General features: G+C 59.3%; 25 protein-coding genes. 17 read left to right on the forward strand and 8 right to left on the reverse strand.

The features are described from left to right. Window positions 1–311: 311 nt before the first annotated feature. Entirely contained in the window at window positions 312–593 is a 282-nt protein-coding gene (locus HMPREF2875_RS13925; protein ID WP_246817042.1) for a hypothetical protein, read from the forward strand. Between the two features lie 18 nt (window positions 594–611). Here HMPREF2875_RS13925 and HMPREF2875_RS05595 read toward each other — a convergent pair whose 3' ends face one another. Continuing rightward, the gene (locus HMPREF2875_RS05595) at window positions 612–1,310 is read right to left on the reverse strand and encodes an IclR family transcriptional regulator (protein ID WP_070671069.1); all 699 of its coding nucleotides are present in this window, start codon (window positions 1,308–1,310) and stop codon (window positions 612–614) included. 48 nt (window positions 1,311–1,358) lie between these two features. Between HMPREF2875_RS05595 and leuC the strand changes: the two genes are divergently transcribed. From leuC to HMPREF2875_RS05615, 4 genes are all read left to right on the forward strand, one after another. Beyond that, entirely contained in the window at window positions 1,359–2,783 is a 1,425-nt protein-coding gene (gene leuC, locus HMPREF2875_RS05600; protein WP_070671071.1) for a 3-isopropylmalate dehydratase large subunit, read from the forward strand. Window positions 2,784–2,829: 46 nt separating this feature from the next. Further along, window positions 2,830–3,420: a 3-isopropylmalate dehydratase small subunit gene (gene leuD / locus HMPREF2875_RS05605; RefSeq protein ID WP_070671073.1), complete on the forward strand. Its 591-nt coding sequence runs from the start codon at window positions 2,830–2,832 to the stop codon at window positions 3,418–3,420. A gap of 115 nt (window positions 3,421–3,535) precedes the next feature. Next, window positions 3,536–4,588, forward strand: coding sequence for a hypothetical protein (locus HMPREF2875_RS13810; RefSeq protein ID WP_070671075.1), 1,053 nt, complete (start codon window positions 3,536–3,538; stop codon window positions 4,586–4,588). Between the two features lie 160 nt (window positions 4,589–4,748). Next, window positions 4,749–5,729 carry a hypothetical protein gene (locus HMPREF2875_RS05615; RefSeq protein WP_141754579.1) on the forward strand — a complete coding sequence of 327 codons (981 nt, stop codon included), beginning with the start codon at window positions 4,749–4,751 and terminating at the stop codon, window positions 5,727–5,729. Between the two features lie 70 nt (window positions 5,730–5,799). Here HMPREF2875_RS05615 and HMPREF2875_RS05620 read toward each other — a convergent pair whose 3' ends face one another. Beyond that, window positions 5,800–6,798 carry an NUDIX hydrolase gene (locus HMPREF2875_RS05620; RefSeq protein ID WP_070671079.1) on the reverse strand — a complete coding sequence of 333 codons (999 nt, stop codon included), beginning with the start codon at window positions 6,796–6,798 and terminating at the stop codon, window positions 5,800–5,802. A 148-nt stretch (window positions 6,799–6,946) separates the two neighbouring features. On the opposite strand from HMPREF2875_RS05620, the gene HMPREF2875_RS05625 reads away from it, so the two are divergent. Both HMPREF2875_RS05625 and HMPREF2875_RS05630 read left to right on the forward strand, forming a co-directional pair. Beyond that, complete coding sequence (locus HMPREF2875_RS05625) at window positions 6,947–7,945, forward strand: NAD(P)H-dependent glycerol-3-phosphate dehydrogenase (RefSeq protein WP_070671081.1); 999 nt, start codon at window positions 6,947–6,949, stop codon at window positions 7,943–7,945. A gap of 21 nt (window positions 7,946–7,966) precedes the next feature. Then, a complete protein-coding gene (locus HMPREF2875_RS05630; RefSeq protein ID WP_070671083.1) occupies window positions 7,967–9,037 on the forward strand; it encodes a D-alanine--D-alanine ligase family protein in 1,071 nt (356 codons plus the stop codon). A 10-nt stretch (window positions 9,038–9,047) separates the two neighbouring features. On the opposite strand, the gene HMPREF2875_RS05635 is transcribed toward HMPREF2875_RS05630, so the two are convergent. Beyond that, window positions 9,048–9,953, reverse strand: coding sequence for a DUF3515 domain-containing protein (locus HMPREF2875_RS05635; protein WP_070671085.1), 906 nt, complete (start codon window positions 9,951–9,953; stop codon window positions 9,048–9,050). On the opposite strand from HMPREF2875_RS05635, the gene HMPREF2875_RS05640 reads away from it, so the two are divergent. From HMPREF2875_RS05640 to HMPREF2875_RS05675, 8 genes are all read left to right on the forward strand, one after another. After that, a complete protein-coding gene (locus HMPREF2875_RS05640) occupies window positions 9,925–10,959 on the forward strand; it encodes a thiamine-phosphate kinase (protein WP_070671087.1) in 1,035 nt (344 codons plus the stop codon). The two genes, HMPREF2875_RS05635 and HMPREF2875_RS05640, sit on opposite strands and share 29 nt — an antisense overlap. Then, window positions 10,956–11,597: a uracil-DNA glycosylase gene (locus HMPREF2875_RS05645; protein WP_070671088.1), complete on the forward strand. Its 642-nt coding sequence runs from the start codon at window positions 10,956–10,958 to the stop codon at window positions 11,595–11,597. The genes HMPREF2875_RS05640 and HMPREF2875_RS05645 overlap by 4 nt, the downstream gene beginning before the upstream one ends. Before the next feature lie 10 nt (window positions 11,598–11,607). Further along, window positions 11,608–13,014, forward strand: a complete 1,407-nt coding sequence (locus tag HMPREF2875_RS05650) for a DAK2 domain-containing protein (protein WP_070671090.1) — start codon at window positions 11,608–11,610, stop codon at window positions 13,012–13,014. A 3-nt stretch (window positions 13,015–13,017) separates the two neighbouring features. After that, window positions 13,018–15,114, forward strand: coding sequence for an ATP-dependent DNA helicase RecG (locus HMPREF2875_RS05655; protein ID WP_070671092.1), 2,097 nt, complete (start codon window positions 13,018–13,020; stop codon window positions 15,112–15,114). Window positions 15,115–15,177: 63 nt separating this feature from the next. After that, window positions 15,178–15,747: a 16S rRNA (guanine(966)-N(2))-methyltransferase RsmD gene (rsmD, locus tag HMPREF2875_RS05660; RefSeq protein WP_070671094.1), complete on the forward strand. Its 570-nt coding sequence runs from the start codon at window positions 15,178–15,180 to the stop codon at window positions 15,745–15,747. A gap of 5 nt (window positions 15,748–15,752) precedes the next feature. Beyond that, the gene (coaD, locus tag HMPREF2875_RS05665) at window positions 15,753–16,238 is read left to right on the forward strand and encodes a pantetheine-phosphate adenylyltransferase (RefSeq protein WP_070671096.1); all 486 of its coding nucleotides are present in this window, start codon (window positions 15,753–15,755) and stop codon (window positions 16,236–16,238) included. Then, window positions 16,235–16,990: a sulfite exporter TauE/SafE family protein gene (locus tag HMPREF2875_RS05670; protein ID WP_070671097.1), complete on the forward strand. Its 756-nt coding sequence runs from the start codon at window positions 16,235–16,237 to the stop codon at window positions 16,988–16,990. The genes coaD and HMPREF2875_RS05670 overlap by 4 nt, the downstream gene beginning before the upstream one ends. 24 nt (window positions 16,991–17,014) lie before the next feature. After that, the gene (locus tag HMPREF2875_RS05675; RefSeq protein WP_070671099.1) at window positions 17,015–17,869 is read left to right on the forward strand and encodes a PPK2 family polyphosphate kinase; all 855 of its coding nucleotides are present in this window, start codon (window positions 17,015–17,017) and stop codon (window positions 17,867–17,869) included. Between the two features lie 44 nt (window positions 17,870–17,913). Here the strand turns inward: HMPREF2875_RS05675 and HMPREF2875_RS05680 are convergent, their stop codons facing one another. From HMPREF2875_RS05680 to HMPREF2875_RS05700, 5 genes are all read right to left on the reverse strand, one after another. Next, window positions 17,914–18,393 carry a hypothetical protein gene (locus tag HMPREF2875_RS05680; protein ID WP_246817043.1) on the reverse strand — a complete coding sequence of 160 codons (480 nt, stop codon included), beginning with the start codon at window positions 18,391–18,393 and terminating at the stop codon, window positions 17,914–17,916. 2 nt (window positions 18,394–18,395) lie between these two features. After that, the gene (locus tag HMPREF2875_RS05685) at window positions 18,396–18,989 is read right to left on the reverse strand and encodes a hypothetical protein (RefSeq protein WP_070671103.1); all 594 of its coding nucleotides are present in this window, start codon (window positions 18,987–18,989) and stop codon (window positions 18,396–18,398) included. Beyond that, complete coding sequence (locus HMPREF2875_RS05690) at window positions 18,986–19,501, reverse strand: YbjN domain-containing protein (protein WP_070671105.1); 516 nt, start codon at window positions 19,499–19,501, stop codon at window positions 18,986–18,988. The genes HMPREF2875_RS05685 and HMPREF2875_RS05690 overlap by 4 nt, the downstream gene beginning before the upstream one ends. After that, window positions 19,494–20,009, reverse strand: coding sequence for a YbjN domain-containing protein (locus HMPREF2875_RS05695; RefSeq protein WP_070671107.1), 516 nt, complete (start codon window positions 20,007–20,009; stop codon window positions 19,494–19,496). Before HMPREF2875_RS05695 ends, HMPREF2875_RS05690 begins: the two co-directional genes overlap by 8 nt. Window positions 20,010–20,096: 87 nt before the next feature. Then, complete coding sequence (locus HMPREF2875_RS05700; protein ID WP_070671109.1) at window positions 20,097–21,443, reverse strand: TIGR01777 family oxidoreductase; 1,347 nt, start codon at window positions 21,441–21,443, stop codon at window positions 20,097–20,099. Window positions 21,444–21,615: 172 nt separating this feature from the next. Here HMPREF2875_RS05700 and pyrR point away from each other — a divergent pair, with 172 nt between their 5' ends. Together pyrR and HMPREF2875_RS05710 are read left to right on the forward strand one after the other, a co-directional pair. Beyond that, complete coding sequence (pyrR, locus tag HMPREF2875_RS05705; RefSeq protein ID WP_070671111.1) at window positions 21,616–22,212, forward strand: bifunctional pyr operon transcriptional regulator/uracil phosphoribosyltransferase PyrR; 597 nt, start codon at window positions 21,616–21,618, stop codon at window positions 22,210–22,212. Beyond that, window positions 22,213–23,184, forward strand: a complete 972-nt coding sequence (locus HMPREF2875_RS05710; RefSeq protein WP_070671113.1) for an aspartate carbamoyltransferase catalytic subunit — start codon at window positions 22,213–22,215, stop codon at window positions 23,182–23,184. The last annotated feature ends 16 nt before the right edge of the window (window positions 23,185–23,200 follow it).

The raw sequence follows: 23,200 nt of genomic DNA on the forward strand, positions 1-23,200 counted from the left end.
ATTGTGGGCTCGATGGTGGGCAGGTTTATACCGATTCCGGTCAGCACGTAGGTACGTTGCGATGGTTTAAGCCGTCTGGCGCTGCAAGCCACGACTTGGCCTATATCCAATTTGCAGGTGGAACTTCTTCCGGGGGAAATCCACTGACGGGTGACGGGATGGCACCCCCACCCGGGGAGGGTGTCAACGTGTGTATGGATGGCCGCTACGCAGGACGCCACTGTGGGCCGACCGTGCGTGGTCCAGGAGTGTTTCCAGGGATGCACTACGCCGCAGGTTTTTCGCTTTCCCCTGGGGATAGTGGCGGGCCAGTGTCTATTGAAGGTCGCCCCGGAGTGGTGGGGATCTATCAGGGCATTACCGTGGTCAACCGCAATGGTCAGGACATGACCTTCTCCAACTATGCCCGCATGCCGCATGCGGATGAGCTCGCGCGATTGCCTCACCAAGGCTATGTGCCTCGCCGTCCACACCGTGAACCAGCCAATGTGGTGCGATCGGTCCAGGAACGGGGAGAGGCGCTCTCCTCCACGAGTAGTAACGGGCCCGAAGGGCTGCGTGGACTTGCTGCCTACTTCGGCCTGAGCGTGTAGCAGGCCTTCCGGGCTCCCTTAGGCGCCATCATTGGAGAGCGCGGCGGTGAGCCGCTTGGAGGCGGCGATGAGCACAGATGCAAACTTGTCCGCAGGCGATGGGCGGAAACGATCTGCTGAGCCTGACACGGAGAGGACGGCAATAAACGTCCCCGCGCCATCGAAGACGGGAGCAGACACGGAGGCAAGGTTAGACTCACGCTCTTCGATGGATTCTGAATATCCATTCTCGCGTGCGAGCTCAACATCGCGCTCGCTGAAGAGGGCGTCGGCCACATGGGCGTCCCCAAATGCGGCGAAGATGCGTGCTGCCGAGCCAGACGTGAGGGGTAGCTGGCGGCCAACGGGGACCACATTGTGGAGTCCAAACTCCGGCTCGCGGGTAGCGATGCAGGTGCGTGTTGTGCCAGAGAGCTCGTAGAGTTGGACGGATTCACCGGTGGCCTCGAGGAGTTCCTCCATGATAGGGCCTGCGGTTTCGATGATGCGGTCTCGGTTTCCCGGCAGGGCAGGGCCCGCGCCCCACTTGCCGTCGGCGGTGCGGGTGAGGATGCGGTGTGCTTCCAGTGCGGTCGCCAGACGGTGGGCGGTGGCTCGTGGTAAACCTGTGGTCTCGCAGAGCTCGTTGAGTGTGGAGGGGTGGTTGGTTGCGGCCATCATGATTGCGACGGCGCGATCCAATACCTTTATTCCTGATACTGCGCTATACTCTCCCATAAAATGAAATCTACGTCCCATTGATTGAGATTTCAAGTGGAGAGGCTTATGACTGAGAAACTGACACTGGCAGAGAAGGTGTGGCGTGACCACATTGTGCGCAAGGGCGAGAATGGGGAGCCAGATCTCCTCTTTATCGATTTCCAGCTCCTGCATGAAGTTACCAGCCCACAGGCCTTTGATGGGTTGCGCCTGGCTGGACGCACGATGCGTCACCCAGAGCTGCACCTAGCCACCGAAGATCATAACGTTCCTACAGTGGGTATCAAGACCGGTAACCTGCTGGAGATTAAGGACGAGGTATCCCGTACCCAGGTTTCCACCCTGCGCAAGAACTGCGAGGAGTTTGGTGTTCGACTGCATGCGATGGGTGACGCTCAGCAGGGCATCGTTCACACCGTTGGCCCGCAGCTCGGCATTACCCAACCTGGCATGACCATCGTGTGCGGTGACTCCCACACCTCAACCCACGGTGCGTTCGGATCCATCGCGATGGGAATTGGCACCTCCGAAGTCGAGCACGTCATGGCTACCCAGACGCTGTCCCTGAAACCTTTTAAGACCATGGCCATTGAGATCAGCGGTGAGCTGGCTGAAGGAGTATCTGCCAAGGACTTGATTCTTGCCATTATTGCCAAGATCGGCACCGGCGGCGGCCAAGGTCACATTATTGAATATCGCGGCGAAGCTATTCGAAAGATGTCGATGGAAGCTCGCATGACCATTTGCAACATGTCTATTGAGGCTGGCGCCCGTGCCGGCATGGTAGCACCAGATGAGACCACGTTTGAGTACGTCAAGGGGCGTGAGTTCGCCCCGAAGGGTAAAGACTGGGACGCTGCCGTGGAGTACTGGAAGACGCTGCCGACTGATGAAGGCGCTGAGTTCGATACCGTCGTGGAGATCGACGGCTCCGCACTGACCCCGTTCGTTACCTGGGGAACTAACCCGGGGCAGGGCCTGCCGTTGAGCGCCTCAGTGCCGGACCCGGAATCCTTCGGCGATGAAGGTGAGAAGGCGGCGACCGAGAAGGCTCTGGCCTACATGGATCTCACGCCGGGCACTCCGCTGCGAGACATCCAGATCGACACCGTGTTCCTGGGTTCCTGCACTAACGCGCGCATCGAGGACTTGCGCGCAGCCGCCGAGGTGGTGAAGGGTAGAACCATTGCTGCCGATACTCGCATGATGGTTGTGCCTTCCTCTGCTGTAGTTAAGGCCCAAGCTGAAGAAGAAGGTCTGGACAAGATCTTCACCGACTTTGGCGCGGAGTGGCGTACGGCTGGCTGTTCGATGTGTCTGGGCATGAACCCGGACCAATTGAAACCGGGGGAACGGTCGGCGTCGACAAGCAACCGCAACTTCGAAGGCCGTCAGGGCCCTGGCGGGCGTACCCACCTAGTCTCCCCAGCTGTCGCAGCAGCCACCGCGGTTCTGGGCCACCTGGCATCACCGGCCGACATCAACGGCTAAGAAGCCACGAGGAAGTACAAGGAAGATTGGGAGAAAGCAGAAGACAATGGACAAGTTTGTAAACCACACCGGTGTTGGTGTTCCGCTGCGCGCTTCGAACGTGGATACAGATCAGATCATTCCGGCTCGCTACCTCAAGTCTGTCAAGCGCACGGGTTTTGCTGAGGGGCTGTTCTCAAATTGGCGCTCGGATGAGAACTTTGTGCTCAACCAGCCACAATTCAAGGATGGTTCAGTCCTGTTCGCCGGTCCAGACTTCGGCACGGGCTCCTCCCGCGAGCACGCAGTCTGGGCGCTGGCGGAGTACGGTTTCAAGGCCGTATTTTCCTCGCGCTTTGCTGATATCTTCCGCGGCAACTCCGGCAAAGCCGGGCTGTTGACCGGTTTGATGGCACAGGAGGATATTGAGCTTATTTGGAAGCAGTTGGAAGCCGGTGAAACTCAGGTGAGCGTTGATCTTGAGGCACGCACCGTGACCGTGGGCGGCAACAGCTATACGTTCGACATCGATGACTACACTCGTTGGCGCCTCATGGAAGGCCTCGACGATATTGGCCTTACCCTGCGTAACGAGGCGGACATTGAAGCTTTCGAAGCTGGCCGTCTCTCGTTCAAGCCGAAAGTTGGCGCACAATAATGGTCGGCATCGCGTGAGAATGTGTAAATATCGTTAACCCCTTCTGAGGTAGGAAAGGGGTGGTATTCCCCGTCTCATATGGCACCCCTAACAGGGTGCCGTTAGTGTTTTCCGCATGACCAACCCTTTTGATAGCAATAGAGACCCGTCCAGCGATCAGCACGGCGGAAACAACGGCCCGAACAGCTCTGGAACCTATGGGTCCGGCAACGAGGCCTCCAATGGTGGAAATACCTATGGCTCCTATGGGTCCGACCAGAGTAGCTTTGGCAACAACGGCTACGGCGGAACTTCGTACGGGGAGAACTCCTACGGTGCCAGCCAGGGTATGTACGGTCAGGAGTACCAGGATCCCAACGGATTCGGTCAGGGATACCAGCAGCAAGATGGCTATGGCGCGGGCTACCAACAGCAAGGTGGCTATGGCGCGGGTTACCAGCAGCAAGGTGGTCTGACCGTCTCGCCGGTCGACGCCATGGATTCCATCGGTCAGGCGTTCAAGGGCTATTTCAAGCAGCCTATGCCTGGTGCTTTGGCTGTTCTAACTTACTACGCAATCGTGGCCCTTGGTGTTTTTCTGCTCATTATGGTCCTGAGCTTAGGTGCTGCGTCTACTTCCGCGACGTCGTATGACCCAGCGACTGACACCTTTTCCGACGGCGGCGCTGCGGGCCTTGGGGCATTGAGCATTCTCGCTATGGTCGTTGTTTACCTCTTGATGATTCTTCTCAATGCTTGGATGTATGCCGGCTGCGTCTCCGCCTCATGCAAGATTGCTAATGGGCAAAATGTCTCTTTCGGCGACTACTTTAAGGGTGGCAACGTCAAGGGTATTTTCGGTGTGCATATCTGCTACATCATTGCCGTTATTATCGGTACCTTTACCATCGTTCTGGGCATCGTGGCGGCCGTGCTTTTCTGGGCGGCACCGGTGATCAAAGCTGAAGACCCCGAAAAGAGCATTGGTGAGTGCTTCAAAGAATCGAAGAACCTTGTCGTGAATAACTTCGGTCAAATGTTCCTTTTCTACCTCGTGTTCACGATCTTGGTGAACTTGTTCATGTTGATTCCCATTGTTGGAATACTCTGTGCTCCTCCGCTCATGAGCTTGGGACATGTCCTTTTCTTGCGCACCGTGCGCAAGCGTCCGGCCATGCGCTGGGCCTAGTATCTGGATTGTGTGACAGGGGCGTGCGTCAAAGACGGCGCCCCTTTCGTCGTGGGCGGAATGACTTCACCTGCGTTGTGTGGGGAATAGACCCCTGTTATTGCCGGGATGGAGGGCACTTCAGCGCGCCGACACCGAAACTCCCTATAGACTCCAGTGCATGACCAACCCATATGAAGGATTTGACGGGCCATCCGGGTACGCCGGGAATGGCGGATTCGGAGGCTCCTCCAGCCCCAACATGGGGCCACACCAATCTGGTTATGGAGCGCAGGGAGGAGGGGTGCCGCCCTACTCAGGGCACGGTGGCCCCTATCAGCCGGGGCCCTATGGGGGTGGAAACTACTCGGGCTCCTATGGGAACCACTTCAACGCAACCGGCCCGTATCAACAAGGGCCATGGCCGCAGCAGCCCCCAGTGATGATGGGGGTGCCGCAGGCAGAGCCCGGTTATATTATTGGGCAATCTTTTAAAGCCTTTGGGGATGCTGCTGCGGAGTGGATCGTTGGTGTCCTTGCCCATCTGGGCATACTTACTGCAGTCTATTTTGCGGTCAATTTTGCCGTGATGGCGGTGTCCTTCATCGGCGCCATTGTTATGGGCAGCTTTTCCTCAACCGCGGCCTCTGAGCCTTTGAATTTTGCGGGCGTCGTCGCCTTGCTGCTGACGTTCGGCGCAATCTTTGGTTGCGTGTTTGCCTGCATGTTGTGGATGCAGGCAAACTTTTGCCATGCCGCCAATAAGGCGATGGACGGTGAAAAACTCACTTTCGGAGACTTCTTTCAGTTCAAATCCGTCGCTGGTCTGATGAAGGTCTTTCTGTGCGTTGGACTTATTGTCACCGTGGGCTTTGTGCTCATCATCCCCGGCATTATTGCGATGGTGCTGTTCTGGGCAGCACCGGTCATTAAGGCCAAAGAACCCTCCCTTTCTGTGGGGCAGTGCCTGAGCCTGTCCCAACAGATGGTGCGCCAGAACTTCGGTACCTCCTTGGGCATTGTCGTTCTGCTCGGGTTGATACAGTTCGCCTTCTCGCTGATGCCGTTGATCGGCTTCATCCCCGCCTTTCCCATTACAGCGTTGGGTTACGCGATTGCCGCTCGTGCCCTCTCACAGCAGCAGTGCAGGCTGTGGCCATAATCGTGAAGGCGGCGGAGGCATGAGCCAAAAGACGGAATGCCTCCCCGTGAGTAATCCTTCCAGCGAGTAGTTAGCGCACTGGTAGTGGGCTAGCTAGGTAGTCCGCGCCGGTGAGCTCGCCATCGTTGAAGGACAGAACCCAGACCGAGGCTTTCTTAAACTTCAGCTCCTCAATCGGAGTGGTGATGAACTTCGGGGCATAGGACTCGATGATGCCGGGAATAGTAAGTCCCTGGCTGACAATGACGGGGACTCCGCCGCCGTCGACGACGCGCTGAAAGGCCGCGCGCGCGACATCGGGATTGGCATCAAATACTTCATCGCCGAAGGCCTTGTTGATGGCAATGTCCATCCCCAGCTCATCAGCAAGCGGAGCAGCAGTCTGCTGACAGCGCTGCGGAAGGGCGCAGTAGATGGCCGTGGGATGATACGGGGTAAGCATAGGCACGAGCATCTCTGCTTGGCGGCGGCCCTTCTTATCGAGCGGGCGCAAGTCATCGTCTCCCTCCCAGGAACGGCGCTGATGGGCATGGGCATGGCGAACGTAGAGCACGCGCGTCGTGGGTGCCAAGCGCAGGCGCTTCTGAGCTTTAGCAAGGACCTGCGTGTCCACTTCGTAGGAGAGTAGTTCGCAGGCTTCATCAATCTTCATCCAACGCAGCTCATCGGTCTCATCGTTGGGAGTGTAGATGCCCTCCAGTACGCGAGCCATCCAGTAGTACACCACCTTTGTACGGCCTTGGACCGGGTAGGCTACCTTGCCAATGAGCTTGCCCAGACGCACCGTGTAACCCGTCTCCTCAAGGATTTCGCGCGCTGCTGTTGTGGGAAGAGACTCGCCCGGGTCAACCTTTCCCTTGGGCAAGGACCAGTCGTCATAACGCGGGCGGTGAATGAGGGCGACCTCCGGATCTTGCGGATCGCCACGCCACAAAACGGCACCGGCAGCGAGAGTGGTGCGCTTGAACTCATCGGCCGGATCCACAGGAACCTCCTGGTGACGGCCGGAAATAAACACCTCCGACTGAACGTCCTTGTCCGTTTCGTGCATGTTTTTTGCCTTGGGCATGCTACTCCTTCAAACGCCGGTGTTTTTCGCGTATTCCATTTTCCTCCACTGACTACAATGATGCAGTCTTACGCGCCGAACGTGCTCTAAAGCGGACCGTGCTTTAATGGTGAAAACCGACAAACCTGTTCTAAAAGTGAGGTAGCACATGGTTAATGTGGCTGTCATGGGAGCTGGATCGTGGGGAACCACGCTGGCCAAAGTCTTTGCGGACGCCGGGAACGAGGTCCGTCTGTGGGCACGCCGTGAAGAGCTGGCCGCAGCTATTAATACCCGCCACGAGAATCCTGACTACTTGCCGGACCTGCCACTGCCCGAGAGCATCGAGGCAACGACGGATCCCGCACAGGCATTGAGCGGTGCGTCCATTGTGATTTTCGGCGTGCCTTCCCAGACCTTGCGTAGCAACCTGACAACCTGGGCGCCCAAGTTGCCTAAAGACGCCACGCTGGTCTCCATCTCCAAGGGTGTGGAGAAGGAAACGCTGAACCTGATGAGTGAGGTCATCGCCGACGCCGCAGGCGTAGAAGAAGACCGTATCGCCGTACTCTCTGGGCCGAACCTGGCCAAAGAGGTGGCCCAGGAGCAACCAGCCGCTACCGTTATTGCCTGTACCGACGAGAACCGTGCACAGGAAGTCCAGCACGCGGCCGCAGCGCCGTACTTCCGCCCTTATACGAACACCGATGTCATCGGTGCAGAAATCGGCGGTGCCTGCAAGAACGTCATCGCCCTCGCCTGCGGTATGGCCTCCGGCAAAGGATTGGGCAATAACACCATGGCCACCATCATCACCCGCGGCTTGGCAGAGATAACGCGCCTTGGCGTGGAGCTGGGAGCAGATCCATTTACGTTCTCCGGGCTGGCTGGAATGGGTGACCTTGTGGCCACATGTAGCTCAACACTTTCGCGTAACCGCACCTTCGGCTACCGCCTGGGCCAGGGCGGGACATTGGAGGAAGCCAAGGCGGCCACTAACGGTCAGGTAGCGGAAGGCGTGATTTCCTCTGACTCGATTTTCCGCCTTGCGCAGCGCGCGGGTGTCGAGATGCCGATTACCCAGGCCGTCTATGGCGTGTGCCATCGAGGGGTCAGTGTGGACGATATGATCGTGGCTCTGATGGGTCGCACCAAGAAGGCGGAGTAAAGCCGAGTAAAGTTGCCGGGTATGACTGAAGCGAAACCTGTGCGCGTGGCCGTTGTGTACGGTGGGCGCAGCTCCGAGCACTCGGTGTCCTGCATTTCTGCCGGTGCCATCATGGAGCACCTCGATCCGGCGAAGTATGACGTTGTGCCCATCGGTATTACCCGTGAAGGTACGTGGACCCAGGGCACCCGTGAGGGGCTTGAGTCTGTCAACGGACGCATGCCGGAGGTCGAGCTCCACGATGAGCTTGCGCTGTCTCTTAATCCGGCCACCCGTGGTCGCATCCACAATGTCACCCGCCACGAGCATTACACCGAGGTCGATGTCATCGTGCCGGTCCTTCACGGGCCTTTCGGCGAGGACGGCACGGTGCAGGGCCTCTTCGAGCTTTCGGGCATTCCCTACGTGGGTGCCGGAGTGTTGGCTTCGGCCGTAGGTATGGACAAGGAATTCACCAAGAAACTCCTCGTGGCTGAGGGCTTGCCCGTGGCACCGCAGGTGGTACTTACTGGAGAAACGGCGCTGGACGACGTCCAGAAAGACCGCCTTGGCCTTCCCGTTTTTGTGAAGCCAGCACGTGGTGGTTCCTCCATCGGGGTCTCCAAGGTCTCGGCCTGGGAGGATTTTGAGGCAGCTGTGAAGCTGGCCTACGAATCTGACGATAAGGTGCTCGTGGAGCCTGAAATCTGCGGCGCCGAAGTTGAAGTAGGCGTACTCGAACACCCGGATGGAACCCTTCAAGCGTCTGTCCCGGCCAAGCTTCTGGGGACCACCGAGTCCGAGGAAGGCTTCTACGGCTTCGATGCGAAGTACCTTGATGAAGGTGTCTCCGCTGAAATTCCCGCACCGCTGAGCGAGGAACTCACCACCGAAATCCGCGAGCGCGCTATCGAGGCCTTCCGCGCACTAGGTGCGGCAGGTCTGTCCCGTGTGGATTTCTTCATCACCGACGACACCTACTACATCAACGAGGTCAATACCTTCCCGGGCTTCACCCCGATTTCGATGTACCCGCAAGTCTTCGCCGCAGGCGGTATGAGCTATGCGGAGCTTCTCGATACGCTGATTCGCACTGCGCTGTCGCGCGGTTGATGCCCCGCGCCTAGCTTTGCTCCGGCGTGGCTTCTGCCAGGGCGTCGCTTAGCCGCACGAGCGCGGAATGTGCGGCATCCTGGGGAGCAGAAAGCGCGAGGTCGTCTGCGCGGCCCAAAGCAAACCATGTGCCGGCCGTCGTGCCTTCGCCCAAGGTGGTGTCCTCAAACCACGGCACTTCGTTGACCTGCTGCAGCTGCACACCGGCAGCGTAGTTTTCCGGGGCGGCTACACCACAGCGCACGACGATCTCCTCGCGGCCCGGCGAGCTAAAAACCCACGTGTTGTCATCGCCCACGTCTTCGCGGCGCGTGTAGCCTTCTGCGAGCGATTCTGGCAGCGCCGACTCAAGGTCCGGGCACATGGAATCCGGACCCGACGCAAGCGCCGACAGCGGGGCAGGGTTTGGCTGTAGGGATTCCTGGGGGAGGGCCGAGAGGGCATCGCTAAGCCCCTGCGGTGCCTCATTACCTGTGGTCGTCACCGCGATAGAAGGGCTTCGCTCCGTGGTGTACCAGGTGGTGAGCTGTGAGCCTGGGGTGGCGTCCATGACCTGCAGCCAGTTCTCACCATCGACGTCAACGGTGTGCGAATACTCGGTGTACTGCTGCGGCAGATCCACGCCGCACCGAAGCGTTACGCGCTCCTCGGAGGAGCTCGACCACGCGGCAGCGCCAGCTGGTGCGGGCTCGGCGAGCTCGGCACGAGGGTGGCCCAGAAGCTCGTCAGGAAGTGCTTCCACTAGCTGCGCACACTCGGGGGAGTCCGCAGCCTCAAAAGGCGTAGGAGGCAAGGCTACCGGCTGCTGCGCGGCGTTGGTGAAGACGAGCTTGGCGCCCAACAACACCGCAAACACCATGGCGATGGCTAGCCCGAGTGAGACGTAGATGGCGGTGCGGTTAAATTGGGTATCCATAGGGGCATATCCTAACCCCCGAAGCCAGAAAATTGAGAAGGAGGCGAATGGTTTGTCGCACACGCTCGAGCAAGCCGGGGAAAGGCATGTCATTCATGAGATCGTTGCCGCTGCGCCCAGCGCTCTTAACGGTGACGACGCGGCAGTGCTGTACCCAGCAGCACCCAACTCCCGCACTGTGGCGTCCACGGACATGATGGTCGAAGGCCGCCACTTCCGCCGCGACTGGTCCACAGCCTCGGAGGTGGGCCAGAAGGCGATTGTGCGCAATTTTGCCGATATTGAAGCCATGGGTGCGCGCCCCACTGCTGCCCTCCTCGCCATTGCGGCTCCTGGAGACACACCGGTGAATTTTGTGCGCGGCATTGCGCAGGGAATTGCCGAGCGCTGCGCAGTGTATAACGCCGAGCTCGTCGGAGGTGATCTCACCCGCAGTGATCACTTCGTGCTCAACGTCACGGCGCTTGGTTCGCTAGGCGGCAGTGGCGCACCGTTGACCTTGGATAAGGCGCGCGCAGGTCAAACCCTCGTGGCACACGGCAAGATTGGATACTCTGCCGCCGGTTTGGCCTTGCTCGAGCGTTTCGGTCGGGCACTGCCGCAGGAACTAGAAGATCTGTGGCCGCTTGTCGACGCCCACTGCACCCCCACCCTCACCCCGGGGCGAGGCGTCATTGCGCGCGCTACCGGTTCGACCGCAATGACGGATAACTCTGATGGGCTGGTGCGCGATGTTGGCCTCATGGCGCAGCGTTCGTCGGTGCACATTGACCTGGATCCGGCAGCTATTGCGCCCGACCCACTTCTGGCCGCCGCCGGCGCGGTGTTGGACGTGGACCCATGGGAGTGGGTTCTCACCGGCGGTGAGGATCACACGCTGCTGGCCACGACGTGCAAGGCCGCTCCTTCTGGCTTCCGAAAAATAGGTACGGTCCTGCGTGGAACAGGCGTTACCGTGGGGGGCGATGAACCTCGTTATAGCGGTGGTTGGGAGAGCTTTGCATGATTGATACCTCGCGCATCCACTATTCCTGGATGCCTCATATCCGTGAGGCGCTGGAAGAGAACCTTCCGCGCATCGAGCAGCGCATCGGCCGGGATTTTCTGCCCCCGGCTGAGGATGTTTTCGCGGCATTGTCTCTGCCAGTTGAGGAGGTCCGCGTATTCATCGTGGGCCAAGACCCGTATCCCACCCCTGGGCATGCGATGGGCCTGTCTTTCTCCACACGGCCAGGTGTGGCTGCACCCCGGTCGCTGAAGAATATTTACGCTGAGCTTCACGACGACCTGGGTATTCAAGGCCGTGCAGACGGGGACCTACGCGCCTGGTTCAACCAGGGTGTGCTGTTGCTCAACCGAGTTCTCACCGTGGCGCCTGGTCAGGCAGGATCGCACCGACGCATTGGCTGGGAGCCGATCACGGAAGCCGCTATTCGGGCGCTGGCGGGCCGTGACATTGTCGCCATCCTGTGGGGACGCGATGCACAAAGCTGCCAAGCTTTTCTTCCTGACACCGAGTGCATTACCTCACCGCATCCTTCACCGTTGTCAGCACGGCGCGGATTCTTCGGTTCGAAGCCCTTCTCCCGCGCCAACGCCGCCCTTGAGGCCCGCGGCGTCACGCCCGTGGACTGGCGCTTGTAAACTAGCCCACATGTCGTATCCCGCCGAGTTGGACGCGCGCGGCCTGCATGCCTGGGCAGTGCGCACCGTGGAGGAACTCACACGCCGTCGCGCAGAGATTAACGCGCTCAACGTGTTTCCCGTCCCCGATTCCGATACCGGATCCAACATGGCACACACCATGGAGGCCGCCCTGGCGGAGGCGGATAAAGGCGAGATGGACGTGGCCGAGGCGCTGGCGCTGGGATCCGTGCGGGGAGCGCGTGGCAACTCAGGCATGGTGCTCTCGCAGGTTTTGCGCGGCGTAGCAGAGGCGACGACGGAGTCGCGAGTGGATGGCGTTGTCCTAGCCGCCGCCCTCACGCACGCCGTCGACCTCGTCGACCGCGCCCTCGCGGCTCCCGTGGAAGGCACCATCATTACCGTGTTGCGCGCTGCCAGTGACGCTGCGCGCGCTGCGGCTGAGAAGTCCGGTGCGCAGCTGCACGACATTCTTGTCTCGGCACTCGATGCTGCCCGGCGCGCACTTGCTGAAACCCCCTCGCAGCTGCCGGCTCTGCGCGAAGCGGGCGTCGTGGACGCCGGCGGTGCGGGGCTGGTGATTTTGTTGGAGTGTTTGCTGGCCCAGGTCACCGGCGAGGAACCGGATGTGCAGCCACTGAAATCCGGTGAGTGCAAGAACAGCCCGCGGCCCGGTTCCGAGACGGCTGGGACGGAGTTGACTGGATCCGAGATCGAAGCCATTTTCTTCTATGAAGGCGATTTGGATGTGCTCCAAGAAAACTTGAGCTCCATGGGCAATAGCCTCGTCATTGCGCGCGCCACCGATGAATCTGCGAGCGTGCATATCCACAGTGCCGACGCAGGGGCGGTCATCGAAAAGGCCTATGCGCTGGGCAAGGTCAGTGATGTGAGGCTGGAAGCGCTACCGGCGGTAGAAAAGGCGGCGGAGGACACCGCAGGGGAGTCAGCGCGACGGATCTTCGCTGCCGTACCAGACGGTGCGGTCAGGGAGCTGTTTGAGAAGGTCGGGGTGCAGGTGGTCGAACCTGGCGTCACAGTGGACGAAGCTGTTGCGGGCGATCTTTTCCTGACCAATGGGTACGGAGGTGATGCGGGGAAAGCTAGCGTCATTCCCGCCGATTCTCTGGTAGCGGGCCTAGCGGCGATGTCCGTCTATGAGCCGAATAACCCGGATACTGCTGAGGTAGTAGCTGTCATGGGAGATGCGGCACGGTCCATGCGTGTGGGGCATCCGGCGGAAGAAACCGTGGACGCAGTCGAGCAGGCTTCGCGGTCGCTGTTAGCCCATGGCGGTGAACAAGTCACCGTGCTCACAGCCCTCGAGGTGTCCGACGAGTCACTCGCTCACAGCCTGGGAGTGGACGTGGTCGTTGTGCGCGTGCCGGGCACGCGCACTGAGATTGGAGTGGAATAGACCGTGCTGGGGTGGCAGGATGACCGCAAACTCACTGACGTACTAGAGAAGAAGGATGCGACGGCGCTTAAAAAAGCCTTCGGCTATACCACCTGCGGTGAGTTGCTCAGTCACTACCCGCGTGACTACATCCGCCACAACAAAGAGGTCGGCCTGGGTGGTGCCGAGGAAGGTGACCAAGTCACAATTACCGGTGTTATCCAGGATGTTCGCACTCGCCATACCTCCAAGACCGTCGTCTTTACCTTGTACATGGATAGCGGGATCCAGGCGGCGTTTTTCAACGCCTACTATGTCCAGCGCATTCTCCGCAGCGGCATGCGCATTATGCTTTCCGGCAAGCTGAAGTATTTCCGCGGTATACCAAGCCTGCAGCACCCAGATTTTCTCATTTTGGACCCCGGCAGCCTCCAGGATTCGATGTGGGATAAAGCTGCCGGAAAAGGCAGCGGTTCGCTGAAGAAACTCGCGCAGTTTGGTTCACTCGATACCTTCCTGAAGCGCGAGTGGATTCCGGTGTATCCAGCCAGTGGGTCGGCAACGTCGTGGTATGTCATGGGCGCAATCCATAAAGTGCTGGAGCAGACTCCGCCGATCCCAGAACCGTTGGATTACCGCATGATGGTGACCTTGGATCAGGCTGTGCGCGAGATTCACGAGCCGGGACCGAATGGGCCGGAACGAGCGATTCAACGCCTCAAGTACAACGAGGCCCTATCCATCGGCCTGGTGATGGCGCTGCGCCAACGCGATGTCAAAGCGCGTACTGCCGCCCCAATGCCAGCCATTATTGACGGCTACCGTGATGAGCTGCTGTCGGAGCTTCCATTCCAGCTGACGGATGGGCAACGCCGCGTGATCGGTGAGATCGATGCCGACCTCTCCGGCACCGTCCCGATGATGCGCCTGCTGCAAGGCGAGGTCGGATCGGGCAAAACGCTCGTTGCCACGTGCGCGATGCTCCAGGCAGTGGATGCTGGCAAACAGGCAGCGCTGTTGGCGCCGACGGAAGTGCTGGCGGTGCAACATGGGGCGTCGATAAGCGCCAGCGTTCCCGAAGGGGTAACCGTCACCGTGCTGACCGGGTCGATGAAGACTGCGGAGAAACGCCAGGCGCTGTTGGAAATCGTGTCGGGCGAGGCAGACATCGTCATTGGCACTCATGCCATCATTCAGGACACCGTCGAGTTCTTTGACTTGGGACTAGTTATCGTGGACGAACAGCACCGATTCGGCGTTGAGCAGCGCGATAGCCTGCGCACCAAGACTAGGGAGGGCACAAGCCCCCATCTGCTGGTGATGACGGCTACGCCTATTCCGCGCACAATTGCTATGACCGTCTTTGGTGACTTGGCCGTCTCCACACTCAAGGAGTTGCCCGGTGGACGCAAACCTATCCTCTCGGCGGTGGTGCCCGAGTGGAAACCCGATTGGGTTCGCCGTGCTATCGAGCGCATTCGTGAAGAGGTAGAAAAAGGCCACCAAGCCTATATTGTGTGCCCGCGCATTGAAGGTGACGGCGGAGTCGAGCAGCTTTCCGTGCAGCTACGCAACCTGCCGTTCCGTGGGCTGAGTGTAGAAATGCTCCACGGCAAGATGCCCGATAAAGACGAGGTCATGGCGAGCTTTGCGCGTGGCGACATCGATATCCTTGTGTCCACGACCGTGATTGAAGTCGGCGTTGACGTGCCCAATGCTACGGTCATGCTGATTCGAGAGTCAGAAAACTTTGGTGTCTCTCAGCTACACCAATTGCGCGGCCGTGTCGGGCGCGGCGGCAATGCATCAGTCTGTCTACTACACACCACTGCCTTGCCAGATTCAAAATCCTATCGGCGTGTGGCGGCTATCGCAGATACACCTTCCGGCTTTGACTTAGCCGAGCTCGACCTCAAGCAACGCCATGAGGGCGACATTTTGGGCACCTTGCAATCCGGTACGAAGCGCACGCTCAAGTTGCTAGATTTGAGCAACGACCGCGAGATTGTCGAGCGCACCCACGCGGACGCCGCCGCGATGGTCGAGCGCAACCCTGAGCTTGCAGAAGAACTGACACACAACCTCACTGCGGACGAGCAGGACTTTCTGGAGAAGAACTAATCCAAACCGAACTTTAGGGGGAGACGTCCCGCGACTGGGGTCAAGGGCGATAGGGTAGAGGCCATGACGAGAATCATCGCTGGGGAAGCCCGCGGACGCAGCATCAAGGTTCCCGAATCTGGGACGAGGCCGACGTCCGACCGTGCCCGTGAGGGCCTATTTTCTTCACTAGACGTGCGCTGGGGGTTCAACGATTCCCGCGTGCTCGACTTGTTTGCTGGTTCCGGTGCGCTGGGCCTGGAGGCGGCGAGTCGCGGCGCCGAAGAGGTGGTGCTGGTGGAACATAACCCTGCCGCAGTCAAGGTGATTCGCCATAATATTGGCGTGGTTAAGCACCCTCGCGTCGAAGTACGTGAAATGAAAGCCTCGACCTACTTGGCCACCGCACCTCGCGGTTACTTCGATATCGTCCTTGCCGACCCACCTTATGAGTTTGACGACGTTGATGGCTTGCTCGAAGCCATTGAACCTGTGCTGGATGATGACGCGATTGTGGTGATTGAACGCCACGTCGATACACCCCAGACGGAGTGGCCGGAAGGGTTTGAACCCACCGGACAGAAGCTCAAAAAGCGTACGTTTGGTATCGCGCGCTTTGACATGGCCATTTATCACCGAAGCGAGGAGAACTAAGCACTATGCCAACCCACGCAGTTTGCCCTGGTTCCTTTGACCCCATCACACTGGGACACGTTGACGTGTTCAAGCGCGCAGCTGAGCTTTTCGATAAGGTCACCGTGCTCGTGACGGCGAACCCTGATAAACCCTCTGGTTTGTTCAACGTCGAAGAACGCGTTGACCTCATCCGTCAGACCGTGTCACCGGATATTGAGGTGGACTGGTGGGGCGGCTTGCTTGTGGACTACACCAGCGCACATGGCGTGGACACTCTGGTCAAAGGTTTGCGCTCCTCATTGGACTACGAGTACGAGCTGCCCATGGCACAGATGAACCGCCGCTTGTCCGGAATTGATACCGTCTTTCTTCTTACGGATGAGAAATACGGCTACATCTCCTCCTCGTTGTGCAAACAGGTTGCAAAGTACGGCGGCGATGTGACGGGCATGTTCCCTGAGCATGTGGCTAAGGCCGTCATGGCGCGCTACCGGGACCAGCAGCTGTGACCGTACTGGCCATCCCACTCGCAATCCTTCTCATTGTGGCCGTGGGCTCGTGTCTGCAACGCGTATCCGGCATGGGGTTGGGGCTTATTGGTGGTCCCATTTTGACCCTCATGCTGGGGCCGGTGGAAGGCATCATGGTCACCAATGTATTGGCCTGTCTCAACGCGGTCCTCACGACCTATTCCATGCGCAAGGACGTGGACTGGGGCAAATGGGCGCGCATCGCTCCTTTCATGGTTCTGGGCTCTATCCCGGCGGCCCTGCTCATTGCGCGGATCGATACAGCCATGCTCCTCGTCCTCGTCGGAGGTGCGCTTCTCACCGCGCTGGGCGTGGTGTCTTTTGGCCGGCACTTTGTGCCGGAATTGCATGGCACGGGTCCGGCGGTATCCGCCGGTATTTTGGGTGGCTTTACCAATACGTTGGCTGGTGTTGCGGGGCCCGTGATTACTGTTTATGCCCAGGCCGCACGCTGGCCGCAAGCAGTGTATGCAGCTACGCTTCAGCCCTGTTTCTTCGTCGGTGGACTGTTCTCTGTGCTTACGAAGTACTTCTTAGGTGCTGGCGGCTTCGATGGCTTGCATTGGCTGGTATGGCCTTTCGGCATTATAGGTATGTTTATCGGCATCCAGGTGGGCACAAAGATTGCTGGGAGGGTGTCCCGTGAAGACGCGCGCAAGCTCTCCCTGACCGTGGCGAGCCTGGGCTCCCTTAGCGCGCTCATTCGGGGACTCATGACGCTGGGTGCCTAGGGCGGCTTCTGTAGGCTGGTCGCCATGGCGAAATTCAAAATCGAAGACGCACTCAACCTACGCGCAGGCAAAAACTTCCAGATTGACTCGGTAGATCCCTCGAGCACCCCGGGTTTCGACGGGGATAAAGAAGAGCTCGATGCGCGGTTCTCCAAGTATGACGATGTGCTCTACGAGCTGCAGGAGCGTCTCTTTGCTAACGGGCGTGCCTACGGTGAGGATGCCCCGGCCGCACTTATCGTCCTGCAGGGTATGGACACTTCCGGAAAAGGCGGTGCCATCCGCCACGTCTTTAGCACCTTTGACCCGCAAGGAACGACGACTGTCGGCTTTGGAAAACCTACCGAGGAGGAGCTAAAGCACGACTTCCTGTGGCGCATCCGCAAACACGATCCGAAGCCAGGCCAAATCGTGGCCTTCGACCGCTCGCACTATGAGGACGTGCTTATCCAGCGCGTACATGAGTGGGTAGATGAGGAGGAAGTTGATCGCCGTATCGAAGCCATTCGTGACTATGAGTTAGAACTAACGGCTCAAGGCGTGAAGGTGATCAAGATTTTCCTGCACATCTCCAAGGAGGCTCAGAAGGACAATCTGCTGGAGCGCACGGAGCGCGACGATAAGTTCTGGAAGTACGATCCTTCAGACGTTGAGGAACGCGCATATTGGGACCAGTACATGGAGGCGTACCAGGACGCGATTCAGCGTACTGATGAGAATTACGCCCCCTGGTATGTCATCCCCACTGACAATAAGAAGTATGCCCGCATGGCGCTCAAGTTCCTCATCGTGGATCTCCTGCGCCACCTGCATCTGGAGTGGCCAGCGCCCGACTTCGACCCAGAAGTCGAGCGCGAGCGCATTGAGAACGCCGACTAGGTGCTGTTTCTACCCTCTACCCGGTTTCTTAACCTGACAGCGTTTTAGTCGTCACTGTCTGCGAGTTCGCGGGCAGTGGCGTTAAACGTATCGAGGACGGACAGCAGTGCCTCCTGGGCGTTAATGATGGCCACGTTGAGGGCATGGAAAAGCTGGTCCTCGCTCAGGCCCGCGGTGGTGACGAAGCAGGCGTCGCCCCGCAGCTCAATGCTGCCGTTATCGGTGCCCACGAGGGCGCGGCCATCGAAGGCACCGGAATTGAACTCATTGCACAACACGTGGAACAGGGAAATGACCTCTTCGCCGAGCTGGGTAGGCAGAACGCATTCCAAGCGTACAAGGCCTTCCTCGACGGTTATGACCCAATCCAGGTCATTGAGTCGAGCGACAGCGGTGGTGTCATCCTCGGGGTAAGCGGTAGCTGCCATGTCGAGTTGCGCGCCATTGAGCAGGCTGAGGACGCGATCGCGGGTGACCGCCGGCAGGGGAGAGCCAGACAAAATCTCGTAGGGATCAGCACTCACGATTAGTCCTCTGCTTCCTGTTCTTGGGTGTCATTCCACGTCACTGCCTGTGGGAAACGCTCGGCCACGATCTCAAAAATCTCGGCAAAGCTCGCCAGGGAGCTGAGCAAAAAGTGGCCGAGTTGCGTCAAGGACAGGCCTTCTCCGACAGCCATGGCGCGGTTGGCGCACAACTGGACCTCGGCGCCATCTGATGGCCCTTCTGGACCGTCTGCGACGAAGTAGCTCAACGTTGGCGCAACGCTGGCCCAGTTGAGTTCAGCGACGGTGGCCGCAACCTCTTCTTCCGCGGATTCTGGGAGGGTACCTTCCCACGTAGCGAATGCACTGAGAGTATCGCCTTCCTCATTGAGGTCACAGTGCACTGCAATGTGGGGGATACCAGTCTGGAGCACGCGGTGGAAGGTGGTTCCAGCCTCATCACCGGCATTACTGGCATCGTCATCGAGAGATTGATCGTCGGTCTCATCGGCGTGGGAATCCGCAACGCCAGTGGCGCGGGGAGCTTCGAGGATGGCATAGTCGGCGTCGATAAGCTCGCACAGTTGCGCGAGCCTATCGATGCTTACCGGTTCAACAGCGTGGAGGTCGGTCACTGCTCCGCGCCTTCAGGGCTGCCTTCGGGTTTGCCTTCGCCGGCCTGTGCGGCGGATTCGGAACCGAGCTTGGCCATCTCCTCAACGGCAGCAACCATGGCGTTTTGGGCGTTGATAACGCCATCCACAGAGGCACGCAGAGCAGAAGCTAGCTGCTCGTCATTCATGCCGGCGGCGCAGGGGATATCGGACTCAGTGCGCACCAGCAGCATGCCGTCGAAGTCCGTGATGACCGCGCTGGCACCCATGGCCACCGAGTTGATCTGGTTGGCAGCCAAGAAAAGCCCGGCGTCAGCCTTGGCATATTCGGCGTCAGTCGGCACATCGCAGCGCACGATGGCCACGCTGTCGAGCACAGCGAACATGCACGGCAGGCCGTTGAGGTTGGCGGTGGCGGCGTCGGTACGGCCGGTGACGGGCTCGAGCTCAATATCGAAGGTCTTCATCGCGGCGATGATGCGGTCGAGGGTGACGTCGGGCAGGGCATGAGGATCCTGAGCCGGCTTAGTCATGGTTGTGCTCCTTCCAGGTCACAAGCTGCGGGTAGTGCTGTTCAATCCACTCGAAGGACTGCAGGATGGCATCCAAGGTGGACATCACGAAGGCGCCCAGCTGATTGCGGGAAGCGCCATGCGTCGTGTCGAGTTCCCGGGCGCCGGACACCGCCAAGGCATTGTCGGGGGCCTCGAAGAAGCGGAACGTCGGCGTGAAGTGGTCCTGGTTCCACGAGTTGATGTGCATGAGCAGGTTCGGTGCCTCGGAGGAAGGTACCGAGCCACGCCAGACGGAGTCCACGATAAGGGAAGAGCCGACGAGCTGGAAAGCAATGGCCGCGTTGGAGAAACCCGTGCGCAGTAGCGTCACGGTGCCTTGGCTCTCAGTCTGCTGCTCCTCTATGCGGTACTCCAAACCTTCGGACTCGAAGATTTCCGCAATACGCTCGAGCGTTACGTCCTCCACTGGGGTATCGGGCAGCAGGACGCGCTCCTGCGCGCCGCCCTGGTTAGTAGCGTCAGTCAATTCTTTGTCTCACTCACTTCGCTTGGTTAACAACCACATTTTTCTTTACGCCCCGACCCTACCGGAGCCAGGTTGGCCGGGTACGTCCTAGGGGGTCTGGAAGAGTTCCTCGCCGCCCAGCTCGTGCGCCAGAGCTTGGCTCACCTCGGGATAGCGGAAAACATGGCCCAATTCTTCCAATTTGGCGGGGACTACCTTCTGGTTGGCTAGTGCCAATTCTCGGGCGCCTTCTTTGCCAAGAAGCAGGGCGGGGCCCAGGCTAGGGATAGGAATAACGGTGGGGCGGTGCAGTCTACGACCCAAAGCGTCGACATAGTCGCGATTGTGAACCGGGGTGGGGGAAACAGCATTAATGGGCCCTTCCCACTCCGGGTCGAGGGCGGCGCGAACATACATGTCCTGAAGATCATCCTGGGCCACCCAGCTGTACCAGATGTCCCCCTTGCCAAACGCGCCGCCGAGGCCGGTAGAAAACACCGCACGCAGCAGTGGGAGCATGCCGCCGTTTCCTGCTTGCACAATGCCTGTGCGCATATTCACCAAGCGCTTGCCGGCATCGCGGATTGGTGCGCAGGCGTTTTCCCATGCTTCGACGACATCGGCAAGGAAACCTTCACCGCGCTCAGAGTTCTCGGTAAGTTCTTCATCGCCGCGGTCGGGGCCGTAGAACCCAATGGCGGAGGCGCATACCATGGCGCGCACAGAATCCGTAGTGGCGGCAACGTGTGCGAGCAAGTGGGTTGGTCCGACGCGGGAATCCCGAATAGCTTCCTTGTGAGAGGAGTTAAAACGCCCAAAGATGGGCTCGCCGGCGAGGTGAATGAGGACGTCGACGCCCTCAAGGAGATCCTTGGCGGGAAGTTGAGGACGCCACAGACGCTCGCCGGCCGCCGGGTTGGAACGAACCAGCGGGATGACGGAGTGGCCCAGTGTGCTTAGCTGCGCGGACACTGCCTTTCCCACCGTGCCGTGCGAGCCAGTAAGAGCCACCGTTAATGGCTTATCATTCAGCACACCCAAGCGCTGCTTGAAACGGAAATCCTCCACGAGCTGATGCTGACGGTAGGCAAACATGGACTCAATCACTGCGGTGGGGATGCGGGTATCCACCTTGTCCGTAATGAGCGTGCCCTCGGGGTGGTCCGCAAAGAGGTGCTCGTGGCGCCAATGGGCTACTGCGCGGAACGGCGCGTTGATGCACACGTCTCGGAAGGACTTCTGTGGCTGGTATCCAGCTAAGTCATGGCGCGCAACCCACTTCAGTCCGCCCGGCAGTCCCAACACTGAGGTGCCAGTGGCCAGAGATTGCGCTTGTTGCAGAGGGGTCATGAATCCAAACGGTGCGTTGAGCCTTGTCAGCGCTCCGGGGCGCTCGTGCCATTGCCACACCTCCTCGCGCGGTGCTGGAACAACGTGCTGGGTGGTGAAACTCACTGTGTAAAGACCTGCCTCACGGTGATTGGGGGTAAGAAAGCTCAGCGCGAGCCTTCAAAAGAGCAAGGGAAAAGTGCTATGGTTAGTGCTGGCTTTCAAGCATAGACAGTCTAAGTAACCCTTGTCCGACATCCTTTAAAGACCGCACTGTGAGGCGGGGAAGGAGGTCACGATGAGTGAAACCGACATTCACGCGGAGTCCAATGAGCTATTGAGCTCGTCCGACGTCGCGCGTACCGTCGCACGCATCGCGCACCAGATCATTGAAAAAACTGCGCTTGATTCGAGTGATTCTCCTCGGGTCGTGCTCTTGGGCATTCCCTCTGGTGGCGTGCCGCTAGCACAGCGCCTCGCTGACAAGATCGAGGAATTCTCTGGGGTGGAGGTTCCCTGGGGTTCCCTTGATATCACCTTGTACCGTGATGACCTGTATTCGCGCCCGCATCGCGCGCTCAAGCCCACCACGGTTCCCGATGGCGGCATCAATGGCGCCACCGTCATTCTCGTGGATGATGTGCTCTATTCTGGCCGCACCATTCGCGCTGCGCTCGATGCCCTCGCCGATATTGGCCGTCCCGATATTATTCAGCTCGCCGTCCTCGTGGACCGCGGCCACCGCCAAGTTCCTATCCGCGCGGATTATGTGGGCAAGAACATCCCCACCGCGCGTGACGAGGACGTCACCGTCTACAACGCCGACATCGACGGCCGCGATGCCGTAGTGCTCACTCGATCATCCGCATCGGCCGAGTCCGGCAAGGAGGACTAAATGAAACACCTCATTAATATCGCTGATTTGAGCGCTGCTGAAATCTTGGCCCTCATGGATGAGGCGGACCGCTTCCGTGAAGCGCTCAACGGCCGCGAGGTCAAGAAGCTTCCGACCCTGCGCGGCCGCACCGTGTTCACTTTGTTCTACGAGAATTCCACGCGCACGCGTTCTTCCTTTGAAACTGCCGGCAAATGGATGTCTGCAGACGTTATTAATCTCTCCGCGTCCAGCTCGTCAGTCAAGAAGGGCGAATCACTCAAGGACACGGGCTTGACGCTGACCGCTATTGGTGCTGATGCGATCATCATCCGTCATCCTTCTTCGGGTGCAGCACAGCAGCTGGCCAGCTGGGTAGCCCCAGGAGGTCAGGGACCGAGTGTTATCAACGCCGGTGACGGGGCACACCAACACCCAACGCAGGCGCTTCTCGACGCCACCACGATGCGCCAACGCCTAGGCCTTGACACCGAACGTTCCGGCTCTGGTACCGGCTTTGAAGGACTGAAGGTCACCATCGTGGGTGACTGCCTGCACTCTCGCGTGGTGCGCTCTAACGTGGATTTGTTGACCACCTTGGGTGCTGACGTCACCTTGGTAGCGCCACCCACATTGCTGCCCTTCGGCGTGGAGAACTGGCCGGTACGGGTATCCCACGATTTCGATGCTGAGGTTCCCACCTCGGATGTGGTCATGATGCTGCGCGTTCAAGCCGAGCGCATGAATGGCGGCTTCTTCCCTTCGCACCGCGAATACGCGACGCTGTATGGCTTGTCCAAGGACCGTGCCGCGGCAATGAAGAAGGACGCCATCATCATGCACCCAGGCCCCATGGTCCGCGGCATGGAAATTAACTACGCCGTCGCAGACTTCGCTAACTCGGCTGTGCTCCAGCAGGTCAACAACGGCGTCCACGTGCGCATGGCTACTTTGTTTACCCTGCTTACTAATGGCGAGAACGCCGGAATCTAGACGAGGAGATACCTAG

Source organism: Corynebacterium sp. HMSC078H07 (assembly GCF_001812805.1).
In the GTDB taxonomy this organism is placed as follows: domain Bacteria; phylum Actinomycetota; class Actinomycetes; order Mycobacteriales; family Mycobacteriaceae; genus Corynebacterium.

Bases quoted from the DNA above. Each gene is read 5' to 3' on its own strand.
- HMPREF2875_RS05650 (WP_070671090.1), top strand. From the start codon at position 11,608: ATGTCGTATCCCGCCGAGTTGGACGCGCGCGGCCTGCATGCCTGGGCA.
- leuC (WP_070671071.1), top strand. From the start codon at position 1,359: ATGACTGAGAAACTGACACTGGCAGAGAAGGTGTGGCGTGACCACATT.
- HMPREF2875_RS05675 (WP_070671099.1), top strand. From the start codon at position 17,015: ATGGCGAAATTCAAAATCGAAGACGCACTCAACCTACGCGCAGGCAAA.
- HMPREF2875_RS05620 (WP_070671079.1), bottom strand. From the start codon at position 6,798: ATGCCCAAGGCAAAAAACATGCACGAAACGGACAAGGACGTTCAGTCG.
- leuD (WP_070671073.1), top strand. From the start codon at position 2,830: ATGGACAAGTTTGTAAACCACACCGGTGTTGGTGTTCCGCTGCGCGCT.
- HMPREF2875_RS05615 (WP_141754579.1), top strand. From the start codon at position 4,749: ATGACCAACCCATATGAAGGATTTGACGGGCCATCCGGGTACGCCGGG.
- HMPREF2875_RS05710 (WP_070671113.1), top strand. From the start codon at position 22,213: ATGAAACACCTCATTAATATCGCTGATTTGAGCGCTGCTGAAATCTTG.
- HMPREF2875_RS05595 (WP_070671069.1), bottom strand. From the start codon at position 1,310: ATGGGAGAGTATAGCGCAGTATCAGGAATAAAGGTATTGGATCGCGCC.
- HMPREF2875_RS05630 (WP_070671083.1), top strand. From the start codon at position 7,967: ATGACTGAAGCGAAACCTGTGCGCGTGGCCGTTGTGTACGGTGGGCGC.
- HMPREF2875_RS05640 (WP_070671087.1), top strand. From the start codon at position 9,925: ATGGCGGTGCGGTTAAATTGGGTATCCATAGGGGCATATCCTAACCCC.
- HMPREF2875_RS05625 (WP_070671081.1), top strand. From the start codon at position 6,947: ATGGTTAATGTGGCTGTCATGGGAGCTGGATCGTGGGGAACCACGCTG.
- HMPREF2875_RS05635 (WP_070671085.1), bottom strand. From the start codon at position 9,953: ATGGATACCCAATTTAACCGCACCGCCATCTACGTCTCACTCGGGCTA.
- HMPREF2875_RS13810 (WP_070671075.1), top strand. From the start codon at position 3,536: ATGACCAACCCTTTTGATAGCAATAGAGACCCGTCCAGCGATCAGCAC.
- coaD (WP_070671096.1), top strand. From the start codon at position 15,753: ATGCCAACCCACGCAGTTTGCCCTGGTTCCTTTGACCCCATCACACTG.
- HMPREF2875_RS05690 (WP_070671105.1), bottom strand. From the start codon at position 19,501: ATGACTAAGCCGGCTCAGGATCCTCATGCCCTGCCCGACGTCACCCTC.
- HMPREF2875_RS05645 (WP_070671088.1), top strand. From the start codon at position 10,956: ATGATTGATACCTCGCGCATCCACTATTCCTGGATGCCTCATATCCGT.
- rsmD (WP_070671094.1), top strand. From the start codon at position 15,178: ATGACGAGAATCATCGCTGGGGAAGCCCGCGGACGCAGCATCAAGGTT.
- pyrR (WP_070671111.1), top strand. From the start codon at position 21,616: ATGAGTGAAACCGACATTCACGCGGAGTCCAATGAGCTATTGAGCTCG.